The sequence below is a fragment of the Polaromonas sp. JS666 genome (assembly GCF_900103405.1).
Taxonomy (GTDB): Bacteria; Pseudomonadota; Gammaproteobacteria; order Burkholderiales; family Burkholderiaceae_C; genus Polaromonas.
The window spans coordinates 70,203-83,351 of sequence record NZ_FNHX01000011.1 but is presented as its reverse complement, the minus strand read 5'-3'; the positions used below and the strand labels follow the sequence as shown (position 1 = coordinate 83,351).

12 protein-coding genes are annotated in these 13,149 nt (G+C 65.5%); 10 read left to right on the top strand and 2 right to left on the bottom strand.

All coding sequences use genetic code 11. The features are described 5' to 3' along the window. The first annotated feature begins 225 nt into the window (after window positions 1-225). Together BLQ85_RS20685 and lnt are read left to right on the top strand one after the other, a co-directional pair. Complete coding sequence (locus BLQ85_RS20685) at window positions 226-1,008, top strand: HlyC/CorC family transporter (protein WP_254806495.1); 783 nt, start codon at window positions 226-228, stop codon at window positions 1,006-1,008. A 32-nt stretch (window positions 1,009-1,040) separates the two neighbouring features. Next, entirely contained in the window at window positions 1,041-2,675 is a 1,635-nt protein-coding gene (lnt, locus tag BLQ85_RS20680) for an apolipoprotein N-acyltransferase (RefSeq protein ID WP_175456164.1), read from the top strand. A 131-nt stretch (window positions 2,676-2,806) separates the two neighbouring features. Here the strand turns inward: lnt and BLQ85_RS20675 are convergent, their stop codons facing one another. Beyond that, entirely contained in the window at window positions 2,807-3,715 is a 909-nt protein-coding gene (locus tag BLQ85_RS20675) for a LysR family transcriptional regulator (protein ID WP_074579855.1), read from the bottom strand. 234 nt (window positions 3,716-3,949) lie between these two features. Here BLQ85_RS20675 and BLQ85_RS20670 point away from each other — a divergent pair, with 234 nt between their 5' ends. Then, complete coding sequence (locus BLQ85_RS20670; RefSeq protein WP_074579853.1) at window positions 3,950-5,038, top strand: asparaginase; 1,089 nt, start codon at window positions 3,950-3,952, stop codon at window positions 5,036-5,038. Between the two features lie 65 nt (window positions 5,039-5,103). Here the strand turns inward: BLQ85_RS20670 and BLQ85_RS20665 are convergent, their stop codons facing one another. Next, complete coding sequence (locus BLQ85_RS20665) at window positions 5,104-5,880, bottom strand: SDR family oxidoreductase (RefSeq protein ID WP_074579851.1); 777 nt, start codon at window positions 5,878-5,880, stop codon at window positions 5,104-5,106. Window positions 5,881-6,040: 160 nt separating this feature from the next. Here BLQ85_RS20665 and BLQ85_RS20660 point away from each other — a divergent pair, with 160 nt between their 5' ends. The 7 genes from BLQ85_RS20660 to BLQ85_RS20630 all read left to right on the top strand — a co-directional run bounded on the left by BLQ85_RS20660 (window position 6,041) and on the right by BLQ85_RS20630 (window position 13,123). Then, window positions 6,041-6,994, top strand: a complete 954-nt coding sequence (locus BLQ85_RS20660) for a LysR family transcriptional regulator (protein WP_074579850.1) — start codon at window positions 6,041-6,043, stop codon at window positions 6,992-6,994. Window positions 6,995-7,075: 81 nt separating this feature from the next. Then, window positions 7,076-7,996 (top strand): glycine--tRNA ligase subunit alpha, encoded by a 921-nt coding sequence (glyQ, locus tag BLQ85_RS20655; protein ID WP_074579848.1) that lies wholly within the window; start codon window positions 7,076-7,078, stop codon window positions 7,994-7,996. A 29-nt stretch (window positions 7,997-8,025) separates the two neighbouring features. Next, a complete protein-coding gene (locus tag BLQ85_RS20650) occupies window positions 8,026-8,559 on the top strand; it encodes a metal-dependent hydrolase (protein WP_074579846.1) in 534 nt (177 codons plus the stop codon). Next, the gene (gene glyS, locus BLQ85_RS20645) at window positions 8,556-10,661 is read left to right on the top strand and encodes a glycine--tRNA ligase subunit beta (protein WP_074579845.1); all 2,106 of its coding nucleotides are present in this window, start codon (window positions 8,556-8,558) and stop codon (window positions 10,659-10,661) included. The genes BLQ85_RS20650 and glyS overlap by 4 nt, the downstream gene beginning before the upstream one ends. Window positions 10,662-10,676: 15 nt before the next feature. Beyond that, window positions 10,677-11,249, top strand: a complete 573-nt coding sequence (gmhB, locus tag BLQ85_RS20640; protein WP_074579844.1) for a D-glycero-beta-D-manno-heptose 1,7-bisphosphate 7-phosphatase — start codon at window positions 10,677-10,679, stop codon at window positions 11,247-11,249. 62 nt (window positions 11,250-11,311) lie between these two features. Beyond that, the gene (locus BLQ85_RS20635; RefSeq protein WP_074579843.1) at window positions 11,312-12,064 is read left to right on the top strand and encodes a lysophospholipid acyltransferase family protein; all 753 of its coding nucleotides are present in this window, start codon (window positions 11,312-11,314) and stop codon (window positions 12,062-12,064) included. A gap of 39 nt (window positions 12,065-12,103) precedes the next feature. Then, window positions 12,104-13,123 (top strand): M48 family metallopeptidase, encoded by a 1,020-nt coding sequence (locus BLQ85_RS20630; RefSeq protein WP_074579841.1) that lies wholly within the window; start codon window positions 12,104-12,106, stop codon window positions 13,121-13,123. Window positions 13,124-13,149 lie beyond the last annotated feature (26 nt).

Genomic DNA, 13,149 nt, shown 5'->3' with positions numbered 1-13,149 from the left:
AACTCAATACTCATTTGCTATCAAATAACTAGCATCACAGCCCCAGTCACAAAAGGTTGGCAGGAGAAATTTCCTGTAAACCGTCCCGCCCCACCCTCACCATCAAAGATTTCAGCTATCCTTACCCCCTTCACAACTACCGACCGCCATCACGTGTCCGACGTTCCCCCCAGTCGGTCTTCCAGGCCAGAAGACAAGCGAGGCTTTCTGCAAAAGCTCGCTGAAATGCTCCACCCCGGTCCCGACTCGAAAGACGAGTTGATCGAAACCCTGGTGGAGGCCCAGGACAATGACGTTATTGGCGCCCAGAGCCGCGAGATGCTCGAGGGCGTGATCCGCATGGCCGACATGACGGCCGGCGACGTCATGGTGGCGGCGCCGCGCATGGACGTGATCAACATCGACGCGCCTTTCGACGAGTTGCTGCACCTGGTCATAGACACCGCCCACTCGCGCTTTCCGGTCTACGAAGGCGAAAAGGAAAACATCCTCGGCATCCTGATGGCCAAGGATTTGCTGAAACTGCAGCGCGCCCCTGAACTCAATATCAAGGCCTTGCTGCGCCCCGCCGTCTTCGTGCCTGAAAGCAAGGGCCTGAACGACCTGCTGCGCGAGTTCCGCGGCAACCGCAACCACCTGGCCATCGTGATCGACGAGTTCGGCCGCGTGGCCGGCCTGATCACGATTGAAGACGTGCTCGAGCAGATCGTCGGCGAGATCGAGGATGAATTCGACATTGCCGAGGACGAGGGCGACATCTTCGGCCTGAGCGACCACACCTACCGGGTCAGCGGCGACACCTCGATAGAGCGTGTCAACGAGGCTTTCGGCGTGACCTTGCCGGAAACCGATTTCGACACCATAGGTGGGCTGGTGGCGCACGAGATGGGCCATGTGCCCAAGCGCGGCGAACATTACGCGCTGGCCGGCCTGCAATTCACGGTGCTGCACACCAAGGGTGGCGCGGTGCGCTGGTTCAAGGTATCGCCGGTATCCGCCGGCGTCTGACGACACACACAATAAAGTAAAGAGGGCAATATATGGCACGGGACTCGATCCACAGCATGATGTCCCACCTGCCGACCTTGCCCGCCTTGCTCGAGCACGCGCGCAACCTGCCGCCGCGCAAGGGCTTCTCGCCCTTCCAACTGGCCATGGTGCTGATCGCCGGCTGCCTGCATGCCGCCAGCATGGCCTGGCCCTTTGATTTCGGCTTCATACAGGGCCAACCCCTGGGGGGCATGCAGCTGCTGGCGATGTTCCTGTTCGCCGCGCAGATCGACAGCTGCCGCTCCATGAAACGCGCCGCCTGGCTGGGCGTCGCCTTCGGCACGGCCATGCTGTGCAGCACTTTCTGGTGGCTGTTCATTTCCATGCACTTCTACGGCGGGCTGGCCGCGCCGCTGACGGTGTTGGCCGTGCTGCTGCTGGCGGCCTTTCTGTCGCTGTACTACGCCGCGGCGGGCGCGCTTTTTGTGCGCCTGGCGCCGCGTCGCAAGCTGCCGCGCGCCCTGGTGTTCGCCTCGCTGTGGCTGCTGGCCGAGCTGGCCCGCGTTGAATTCTTCACCGGCTTTCCGTGGGGCGAGGGCGGCTACGCCCATGTGGACGGTTGGGCCCGGCCGCTGGCGGCCTGGGTGGGCGTGCACGGCATCACCTTCCTGGCGGCGCTGGCCGCCGCCTGGCTGGCCATGGCCCTGCGCGCTTCCCGGATGCAGTGGGCGACCGCGATCGCCATCGTGCTGGCCGGTTTCGTCCTGTCCTACCTGCCGGTGCAAAGCGCCTTGCCGGGGGCGGCGGGCTCCACCGCGGCCGCCGAGCCGCTGCAGGTCACGCTGCTGCAGGGCAACATCCCGCAGAATGAAAAATTCCAGAGCGGCACCGGCGTGGCCACCGCGCTGCAGTGGTACGGCCAGCAGCTGCGCGACGCAAGGACGCCGCTGGTGGTGGCGCCCGAGACCGCCATTCCCCTGCTGCCCATGCAATTGCCCGACGGCTACTGGCGGGCGCTGCAGTCGCGCTTTGCCACGGGGCAGCAGGCGGCGCTGGTGGGCATGCCCGTGGGCAGCCCCCAGGCCGGTTATGCGAATTCGGTGGTCGGCTTCAAGCCGGGGCAGCCCGAGCTTTACCGCTTTGACAAGCACCACCTGGTGCCTTTCGGTGAGTTCGTTCCGCCTGGCTTTCGCTGGTTCATCAACATGATGCGCATCCCGCTGGGCGACTTCAACCGCGGCGCGGTCGGCCAGGCTTCTTTTGAATGGAAAGGCCAGCGGCTGGCACCCAACATCTGCTACGAAGACCTGTTCGGCGAAGAGCTGGGCGCGCGTTTTGCCGACCCGGCTCAGGCGCCCACGATTTTTGTCAACGTCAGCAACATCGCCTGGTTCGGCAACACCGTGGCGATAGACCAGCACCTGCAGATCTCGCGCATGCGCGCGCTCGAATTCAGCCGCCCCATGATCCGCGCGACCAACACCGGCGCCACCGTCATCATCGACCATACCGGCAAGGTCACGTATTCGCTGGAGCGCCACACGCGCGGCGTGCTGGTCGGCGAGGTCGAGGGCCGCAACGGTATCACGCCCTATGCCGAGTGGGTGTCGCGTTATGGCCTGTGGCCGCTGTGGGGCCTGGGCCTGGGTATCGCAGTTCTGGCACTCTTGTTCCGCCGTCGCTAGATAGGTTTACCCCGTCGGACGCTCACTGCGTGTAGCGCCTTCCCCCTTCCAGGGGCGACGCCTGCGGCCTGGCAAAGCCAGTTCCGCGGCCCCTGCTGAATGGGCGAACTCAGGGCGTCCGACGGGGTGGCTCAGCCGGTTGATGCCATCACGCCGTGTAAAAGGTCAGGCAGCATCTCCAGCATGCGCAGCGCATCCTGTCCCGGCGGCGTGCTGGTGGCGAAGTACATCTGCAGCGGCGCATGGGCGAACTCATGCAGCGGCACTGCCGTCAGCGAGGCCGGGTCCAGGTTGCTGGCCGTGAGAAAGTCCACCACCGTCCAGCCCATGCCGCGCCTGACCAGTTCCAGCGCCAGCCGCGAGGTCTGCACCTGCAGGCCCGCCGGGGCGCTCAGGCCCAGGTGGCGGGCCAGCTCGTCGATCGAGCTGCACATCGGGTCCTCGCCCACCAGCCTGATCAAGGGCATGCCGGCCAGGAAGGACATCGGGTTCTGCCGGCGCGCGCGCACCGCGCGCTGCCAGATCTCGCGCGTGACGGCCAGGTAGAGCGGCCCGCTCACCAGCGTGCTGCTGGTCAGCAGCGGGTGCGGGTGTTCATAAAAGCCCAGCGCGAAGTCCACGCCGCGCGTCAGCAGGGCCTGCACCATCTGGTCCTGGTGCAGGGTGCGCACCTCAACGCGCACGCGCGGATGGCGCGCCATGTGCCGCTCCAGCACCAGCGGTAAAAATTCGTGGCTGATGGAGGGGATGGCCGCCAGCCGCACCTGGCCGTCGGCCGCCTGCCGCAGGTTGACGGCCATGCGCTTGAGCCCGTCCAGCTTCTGGTGGATCTGCGCGGACTCCTCAAACAGCACCCGCGCCTCCGGCGTAGGCGCCAGCGAACCCTTGCCGCGCGTGAACAGCTTGTAGCCCAGCTGCAGCTCGGTGTGCGCAATGGTCTTGCTGACGGCCGAGGGCGTGATGCAGATCAGCCGCGCGGCGGCGCTCATATTGCCCGTCTGCATGACGGCCTGGAAGACTTCAAGTTGCCTGAGGTTCATCGTTGTGCCGGGTGCCGGCGCGGCAAAAAAGGCCGGCTGCCGTGGGGGTGTGAGTTTTAGTCACACCCCTCGTTACATTATGCATCGCCGCTTTCCGATGGTCTGGCTACGATGAGCCACCTTTGGCCTGGTGCCGGAGGAGACATCGGGACGCGAGCAAAGGTATTGACACTTTTTCACAGGTGCCCTTCGGTCGCGACCCGGCAGAACTATTTCACTTTCCTGGGATATCTCATGCAAATCGCTTCCACCCTCCTGAAAATGGGCGCCGGGCTTGGCCTCGTCGCCTTCACCGCGCTGGGCACGCCAGCTTCCGTGCTGGCCCAAACCACCGGCAAACCCAATGTCGTGATCCTGGCCACCGGCGGCACCATTGCCGGCGCCGGCGCTTCGGCCCTGAACAGTGCCACCTACGCCGCCGCGAAAGTGCCGGTCGACAAACTGCTGGCCGGCCTGCCCGAGCTGGCCAACATCGCCAACGTCAAAGGCGAGCAGGTCTCGCAGATCGCCTCGGAAAGCTTTACCAACGACAACCTCATGAAGCTGGGCAAGCGCATCTCGGCGCTGGTCAAGCAGTCCGACGTGGACGGCATCGTCGTCACCCACGGCACCGACACGCTGGAAGAAACCGCCTACTTCCTGAACCTCGTGATCCGCACCAGCAAGCCCATCGTGGTGGTGGGCTCCATGCGTCCTGGCACGGCGCTGTCGGCCGACGGCGCGCTCAACCTGTTTGACGCCGTCAGCGTGGCCGCCAGCAAGGATGCGGCCGGCAAGGGCGTGCTGGTCACCATGAACGATGAAATCCAGAGCGGGCGCGACGTCGCCAAGACCATCAACATCAAGACCGAGGCCTTCAAGAGCCAGTGGGGCCCGCTGGGCATGGTGGTTGAAGGCAACAACTACTGGTTCCGCGCGCCCGTCAAGCGCCACACCGCGCAGTCCGAGTTCAACATCGACGACTTCGACGCGCTGGCGCCTGTGGAAATCGTTTACGGCTACGGCAACGTCTCGCGCACCGCCCTGGACGCCGTCGCCAAGACCGGCATCAAGGCCCTGATCCACGGCGGCACCGGCAACGGCTCGGTGGCCGACCGCATCGTTCCCGCGCTGCAGGAAGTGCGCGCCAAGGGCATACAGGTGGTGCGCTCCTCGCGCGTGCCCGAAGGTTTTGTGCTGCGCAACGCCGAGCAGCCCGACGACAAATACGACTGGGTGGTCGCGCACGACCTGAACCCGCAAAAAGCCCGCATCCTGGCGGCCGTGGCACTCACGAAGAACGTGGACAGCAAGGAACTGCAGCGCATCTTCTGGCAGTACTGAGCCTCTGCGGGGCGTAAAGACAAAAAGGGCGATGCCGGTAACGGCATCGCCCTTTTTTGATGGGCTTAGAGCTGGCTCATGCCGCCGTCGACGATCAATTCGGTACCCACAATGAAGGCGGCGTCGGGCGACGAGAGGTAAACCACCGCGCTGGCCACTTCATCGGGCGTGCCGAAGCGCTTGACCGGCACTTGCGCCTGGATGCCGGCGGCCAGCGCATCCAGCTGGTCGGCGGGCACGCCCAGCTTGCCGTACAGCGGTGTCGTCACCGGGCCGGGGCTCACCACGTTGACGCGTATGCCGCGCCCCACCAGCTCGCCCGACAGCGTCTTGGCCAGCGAAATCAGCGCGGCCTTGCTGGCCGCATAGACGCTGGAGTTGGGCATGCCGATGTGGGCGTTGATGGAGCCGTTCAGGATGACGGCCGCGCCCGTGTTCAGCAGCGGCGACAGCGCCTGGATCGCGAAGAAGGCGCCCTTCACGTTGATGTTGAAGGTCTGATCCCACAGCGCTTCGTCCACGCTTTCGAGCGGCGAAAACTTCGCGACACCGGCGTTGATGAAGACCGCATCCAGCGTGATGCCTTGGGCGCGCAGGGCGCCGGCCAGCGCCTGGGCGGCGGCGTGTTCGCCCGCGTCGTTGCGCAGCGCGATGGCGCCTTCGCCGAGTTGCGCTTTGGCCTGCTCCAGCGTGGCCTCGTCGCGGCCGGTGATGACGACGCGGGCGCCCTGGGCGGCGAATTGCAGCGCGGTGGCCAGGCCGATGCCGCTGTTGCCGCCCGTGACGAGCACGGTCTTGTTGGCAAAACGGGGTGTGAAGGAGGAGGTTTGTGCGGTGGTCATGTCAGTTTCCTTGAGTCGTTTGTTGAAAGGGTTTTCTGGTTCGGCGAGCCTTCTGGCTTGCCGATGGGTTCAATGTACGATTCATGTTCTCTAACAAGAAGGCCTGTAAAGTGTTTTAATCATTCAGGTTTTATGAATATCAAGCACTGGAGACGCCGTTATGGACCGTTTGCGAGCTTTTGAGGTGTTTGCCGCCGTGGTGGGCCGCGGCAGTTTCACGCGCGCGGCCGATGCGCTGGACACCTCGCCGGCCAACGTCACGCGCTACATCAATGAACTTGAGGCCCACCTGGGCACGCGCCTGCTCAACCGCAGCTCGCGCAGGCTCTCGCTCACCGAAAGCGGCGAGGCGCTGTATGAGCGCAGCAAATCCATCCTCGAGGAAGTCGCCGACGCCGAAGCGCTGGCCTCGTCGGCCACCTTGCAGCCGCGCGGGCGCCTGCGCATCAACGCGCCCGTGAGCTTCGGCATACGCCAGCTGGCGCCGCTGTGGCCGCGCTTCATGCAAAGTTATCCCGGCGTGGAACTCGACATCGCGCTCAGCGACCGCGTGGTCGACATCGTCGAAGAGGGTTATGACCTCGCCATCCGCATCTCGCGCGCCGGGCCCGCCACCCATGCGGCGCGCAAGCTGGCCACCTCCTGCAACATCGTCTGCGCCGCGCCCGCCTATCTGAAGCGGCACGGCAGCCCTCGGGTGCCGGCCGACCTGGCGGCGCACCGCTGCCTGGGCTACACCTATGCGGCCACCGCCAATGAATGGCATTTCGTCGACGAACAGGCGCGCCCGCACAAGGTCAGGGTCAACTACATCATGCATGCCAACAACGGCGACACGGCGCGCGAGGCGGCCCTGGCCGGCCAGGGCATCATCTGGCAGCCGGCCTTCCTGGTCGGCGAGGATTTGCGCGAAGGGCGCCTGGTGCCGCTGCTGCCCGGCTACCACGTGCCCGACACCGACGTGCTGGCCGTCTACCCCAGCCGCCGCCACCTGAGCGCCAAGGTCCGCGTGATGGTGGATTTCCTGGCCGAGGCCTTCAAGGCCGGGCCCGCCTGGTATGTGCCGCCCGAGGCGGCCGCCGCGGCGCCCGCGCGCCGTCGCCGCGTAAAATGAACGGTTTAGCACTGCCGCCCATGCGGCCTTGCCTTTCCGGCGCCTGCACAGGCGCCGCGCTTTTGTCCTGAACCCATTCCTATGCTCACTTTCCAGCAAATCATCTTGAAGCTGCAGTCCTACTGGGACGCCCAGGGCTGCGCGCTGCTGCAGCCCTATGACATGGAGGTCGGCGCCGGCACCTCGCACACCGCGACCTTTCTGCGCGCGCTGGGCCCCGAGCCCTGGAAAGCCGCGTATGTGCAGCCCAGCCGCCGCCCCAAGGACGGCCGCTACGGCGAGAACCCCAACCGCCTGCAGCACTACTACCAGTACCAGGTCGTGCTCAAGCCCGCGCCCGCCAACATCCTGGAGCTCTACCTCGGATCGCTCGAGGCGCTGGGCTTTGACCTCAAGAAAAACGACATCCGCTTCGTCGAGGACGACTGGGAGAACCCCACGCTAGGCGCCTGGGGCCTGGGCTGGGAAGTCTGGCTCAACGGCATGGAAGTCACGCAGTTCACCTACTTCCAGCAGGTCGGCGGCATAGACTGCAAGCCCGCCACCGGCGAAATCACCTACGGCCTGGAGCGCCTGGCCATGTACCTGCAGGGCGTGGACAACGTCTACAACCTGGTCTGGACCGAAGGGCCCGACGGCTCCAAACTGAGCTATGGCGACGTCTACAAACAAAACGAGGTCGAGCAGTCCACCTACAACTTCGAGCACAGCGACGCCGATTTCCTGTTCACCGCCTTCAGCGCCCATGAAAAGCAGGCCAAGCACCTCATTGAGGTGCAACTGGCCCTGCCAGCCTATGAGCAGGTGCTCAAGGCCGCGCACAGCTTCAATTTGCTCGATGCGCGCGGCGCCATCAGCGTGACCGAGCGCGCCGCCTACATAGGCCGCATCCGCAACCTGGCGCGCGCCGTGGCGCAAAGCTATTACGAAAGCCGCGAGCGCCTGGGTTTCCCGATGGCGCCGCGCGAGTGGGTGGAACAAATGGCGAAGAAGGCAGCCTGAGGCTTTCGCCTTCACCGAATTTCGCCGCTATGCCCACCATCTTTTCCCATATTGCCGTTCCCATTGCCGCCGCCGTGGCCCTGGGCAGCAAGCGGATACCGCCTTCCATGTTGGCGGCGGGCATGGTCGCGGCCATTCTTCCCGACTTCGACGGCATCGCTTTCAAGCTCGGCATCCACTACGGTGGCATCTGGGGCCACCGCGGCTTTACCCACACCCTGGGCTTTGCGCTCCTTGCAGGCCTGATCGGCGCTTGGCTGGCGCGGCACTGGAAACTCGCGCCGTGGCAAGGCTATGCCTGGATAGCGCTTTGCATGTTTTCGCACCCGTTGCTGGACACCCTCACCAACGGCGGTGTGGCCATACCGCTGTACTGGCCCTTCTCTGAACAGCGGTTTTTCAGCCCCTGGCGGCCTGTTGAGGTTTCGCCGGTCGCTTTTTCCCGATTTTTCACGCAACGCGGCGCCGACGTGTTGCTCAATGAAGTCCAAACCATCTGGCTGCCGCTGATGGCCGCGGCCCTGGCAATTTTTGCGCTCCGACATTCCCGAAAAAACCAATGAACGCTTCCCAAAACCTTCTCGTAGAACTGTTTGTCGAAGAGCTGCCGCCCAAGGCGCTCAAAAAGCTCGGTGATGCTTTTGCCGGTGTGCTGTTCGAGCAGCTCAAGGCACAGGGCCTGACGGCCGGCGCTTCGGCGCTCACCGCCTTCGCCTCGCCGCGCCGCCTGGCCGCGCATGTCACGGCGGTGGCCGGGCAGGCGGCCGACAAAGCCGCTTCGCAAAAACTCATGCCCGTGGCCGTGGGGCTGGACGCCTCCGGCAATGCCACGCCCGCATTGCTCAAAAAGCTGCAGGCCCTGGGCGCCGACGCGTCGGCGGTCGCCGGCCTCAAGCGTGCGCCTGACGGCAAGGCCGAGGCGCTGTTTTACGACAGTACCGTCAAGGGCGCGACACTGGCCGAGGGCCTGCAAAAAGCCGTGCTCGAAGCGATTGCCAAACTGCCGATTCCCAAGGTCATGACCTACCAGTTGGCCGACGGCTGGAGCGACGTGAAGTTTGTGCGCCCGGCGCACGGCCTGGTCGCGCTGCATGGCAGCACGGTGGTGGCCATCGAGGCGCTGGGCCTGAAGGCCGGCAACAGCACGCACGGCCACCGCTTTGAGGCCGCCGTGGACCCGGTGCTGCTCAAAGACGCCGACAGCTACGCCGCAACGCTGCAGAAGGATGGAGCAGTAATCGCCAGCTTTGCCGAGCGCAAGGCCGAAATCGCCAGGCAGCTGGCGGCGGCGGCAGCCAAGGTCGGCGGTGGCGTCAATGCGATTGAGGACGACGCGCTGCTCGACGAAGTCACTGCGCTGGTCGAGCGCCCCAATGTGCTGGTCTGCGAATTCGAGAAAGAATTCCTCGGCGTGCCGCAGGAATGCCTGATCCTCACGATGAAGGCCAACCAGAAATACTTCCCGCTGCTCGACGCCGCGGGCAAGCTCACCAACAAATTCCTGGTCGTCAGCAACATCAGCCCCAGCGACGCGAGCGCGGTGATTGGCGGCAACGAGCGCGTGGTGCGCCCGCGCCTGGCCGACGCCAAGTTCTTCTTCGACCAGGACCGCAAGAAAACCCTGGCTTCGCGCGTCGAAGGCCTGGGCAAGGTGGTTTATCACAACAAGCTGGGCACGCAGGGCGAGCGCACGCAGCGCGTGCGCGCGATTGCCGAAACCATCGCCAAGCGCCTGAATGCCGATGTGGCCGGCGTGCAGCGCGCCGCCGAACTGGCCAAGACCGACCTGGTGACCGACATGGTTGGCGAATTCCCCGAGCTGCAGGGCACCATGGGCCGCTACTACGCGCTCAACGACGGCCTGGGCGCCGAGGTGGCCGATGCGATTGAAGACCACTACAAACCGCGTTTTGCCGGCGACGAGCTGCCGCGCGGCAGCGTGGGCCTGATCGTCGCGTTGGCCGACAAGCTGGAAACCCTGGTCGGCATGTTCGGCATCGGCAACCTGCCGACCGGCGACAAGGACCCGTTCGCGCTGCGCCGCCATGCGCTGGGCGTGATCCGCATGCTGGTCGAAAAAGACCTGCCCCTGGGCCTGGCCGAACTGGTCGAAGGCGCGCAGCCGGTGTTCGGCGACAAGATCCAGGACGCCTCCGTCGCCCTGGTTGATTTCATCTACGACCGCCTGGCCGGCTCCCTGCGTGAGCAGGGCTACAGCGCGCAAGAGGTCGACGCCGTGCTGGCGCTCAAACCCCAGCGCCTGGGCGACGTCGCCAAGCGCCTGGCCGCCGTGCGCGCTTTTGCCGCGCTGCCTGAAGCGCCGGCCCTCGCGGCCGCCAACAAGCGTGTCGGCAACATCCTCAAGAAGGCCGAAGGCACCGTCGAGGCGGCCATCAAGCCCGAACTGCTGCAGGAAGCAGCCGAAAAATCCCTGGCCGAGGCCCTGAAAACCGTGGCGCCCAAGGCCGAGGCGGCTTTTGCGTCCGGCGACTATGCCGCCTCGCTGCAGGCCCTGGCGGCTCTCAAAGCGCCGGTCGATGCCTTCTTCGACGGCGTGATGGTCAATGCCGAAGATCCGGCCTTGCGTGCCAACCGCCTCGGCTTGCTGGCTACGCTGCACCAGGCGATGAACCGCGTGGCCGACCTCTCCAAGCTCGCGACCTGATCGGAAGCAATCCCCATGAAACTCGTCATCCTCGACCGCGACGGCACCATCAACAGCGACAGCGACGACTTCGTCAAGACGCCGGACGAATGGCTGCCGCTGCCCGGTTCGCTGGAGGCGATCGCGCGGCTTAACCACGCGGGCTGGCATGTGGTGATCGCGTCCAACCAGTCGGGCCTGGGGCGCGGCCTGTTCGACGTGGCATCGCTCAACGCCATGCATGCCAAGATGCACAAGATGCTGGCCGCCGTCGGTGGCCGTATCGACGCGGTGTTCTACTGCCCGCACAGCCCCGAGGAAAGCTGCACCTGCCGCAAGCCCTTGCCGGGCCTCTTCGAGCAAATAGGCGCGCGCTTCGGCGTGCAACTGGCGGGTGTGCCCACGGTCGGTGATTCGCTGCGCGACCTGCAGGCCGGCGCTGCGGCGGGCTGCGAGCCGCACCTGGTGCTCACCGGCAAGTCGGCCCGGTACCGGGCCGGCGGCCAGCCGGAAGGCCTGCCGGCCGGCACCACGCTGCATGCGGACCTGGCGGCTTTTGCCGATTTCCTGCTGGAACGCAGCGCCCGGCCGCTGCCGATGGCCGTCTGAACCCCAAGCCCGCGGAACACCTTTTCGCCCCTTAGCACCTGACCTGATAGCCGGAACCCGCCATGCCCTTCATCCGCTCCGTCCTGCACCTTCTGTGGATGGCCGTCACGGTCGTCCCCTGGGCCATCTTCGTGATCATCGCCTCCCTGTTTGTCAGCGGCACCACCATGTACTGGATGTGCGCGGGCTGGCTGCGTGTGGCGGTCAGCGGCGGCACCGTCATCCTGGGCATCAAGAACCGGGTGACGGGCATGGAAAACCTGCCCACGGGCGAGACCAGCGCCGCCGTGCTGCTGCTCAAGCACCAGAGCACCTGGGAGACCCTGTGCATGCCCACCCTGATGCCGCATCCGCTGGCCTATGTTTTCAAGAAAGAGCTGCTTTACGTGCCTTTCTTCGGCTGGGCCATGGCGCGCATGGACATGATTCACATCGACCGCAGCCAGCGTGCCCAGGCCTTCAACAAGGTTGTGGTGCAGGGCAAGCGCCTGATGGCGCAGGGCACCTGGGTCATCATGTTTCCCGAAGGCACGCGCATCCCGCGCGGCCAGAAGGGCATTTACAAATCCGGTGGCACGCGCCTGGCGATCGAAACCGGCGCGCCGGTGATTCCGATTGCCGTCACCTCGGCCAAATGCTGGCCGCGCAAGGCCTTCATCAAGACGCCGGGCATTGTCGACATCTCCATCGGCAAGCCCATCCCCAGCGCGGGCCGGCAGCCGGACGAGCTGATGCGCGAGGTGGAGGCCTGGATAGAGTCCGAAATGCATCGTCTGGATCCCGAGGCCTACGCCGGCGCCGCCGCCAATACCTGAGCGGTGCCTGCGCCTATCATCACGCCGCGCTAAACTGCCATGATGCAACGGCTTCTCCAGTTCACGCTCGACCTGTTTGACGCCCATCCCGCGCCGCCGCCCCGCGCTGCAAACCCGAAAAGTGCAAAACCACCGGCAAAGCCGCGCCCCAGAAAACCGCCCACGTCCGCCCCGCGGCCGCCAGCGGCCCCCGAGCCCGAGTTCATAGGGCCGCAGCTGCCTGCGCAGACCCTGCGGCAGGCCCTGGCCCCGGCCACTTTCCGCCATCCGCGCGCCACGCGCGAGACCGTGCTGGACGGCATCCTGGTGGCTTATGAATTCCGGCGCAGCAAACGCAAGACCATAGGTTTTTCGGCCGGCGCCGACGGCCTCACGGTGAGCGCGCCTAAATGGGTGCCGCTGTATGAAATCGACAAGGCCGTGCTGGAAAAATCCGGCTGGATACTTGCCAAGCTGCAGGAGACCCGCGAACGCCACCAGCGCATGGAGTCCGCGCGCATCGACTGGAAGGACGGCACCACCCTGCCGTTCCTGGGCGAGCAGGTGATTGTGGTGATAGACCCGCGGCACGCCTTCGGCGGCGTGGGTGCCGAACTCAAGACCCGCGCTCCCGAGGTGCTGCTGCAGGGCAACGAGGGCTCGGCCGGCGACATGCTGCCCGGCGTGGCGCAGATGACGCTGCACGTGGGCCTGCCCCACAACGCTTCGGCCGAGCAGATTCGCGATGCCGTGCAGGCCTGGCTGATGCGCCAGGCCAAGCGCATCTTCATCGAGCGGCTCAACCATTTTGCGCCGCAGCTTGGCGTGCAGTGGCACAAGCTCAGCCTTTCCAGCGCCGGCACGCGCTGGGGCAGCGCCAGCGCCGACGGTTCCATCCGGCTGAACTGGCGGCTGGTCCATTTCCGGCAATCGGTGATCGACTACGTGGTGGTCCATGAACTGAGCCATTTGCGCGTCATGGACCACAGCCCGCGCTTCTGGGATACCGTGCGCACCATCGTGCCCGATTACGCTGAATTGCGCGGCCAGCTCAAGGACGAGGCGATCCCGCGCTGGTAGGCAGGTGGGGGTGCCAGGGCGGCGCA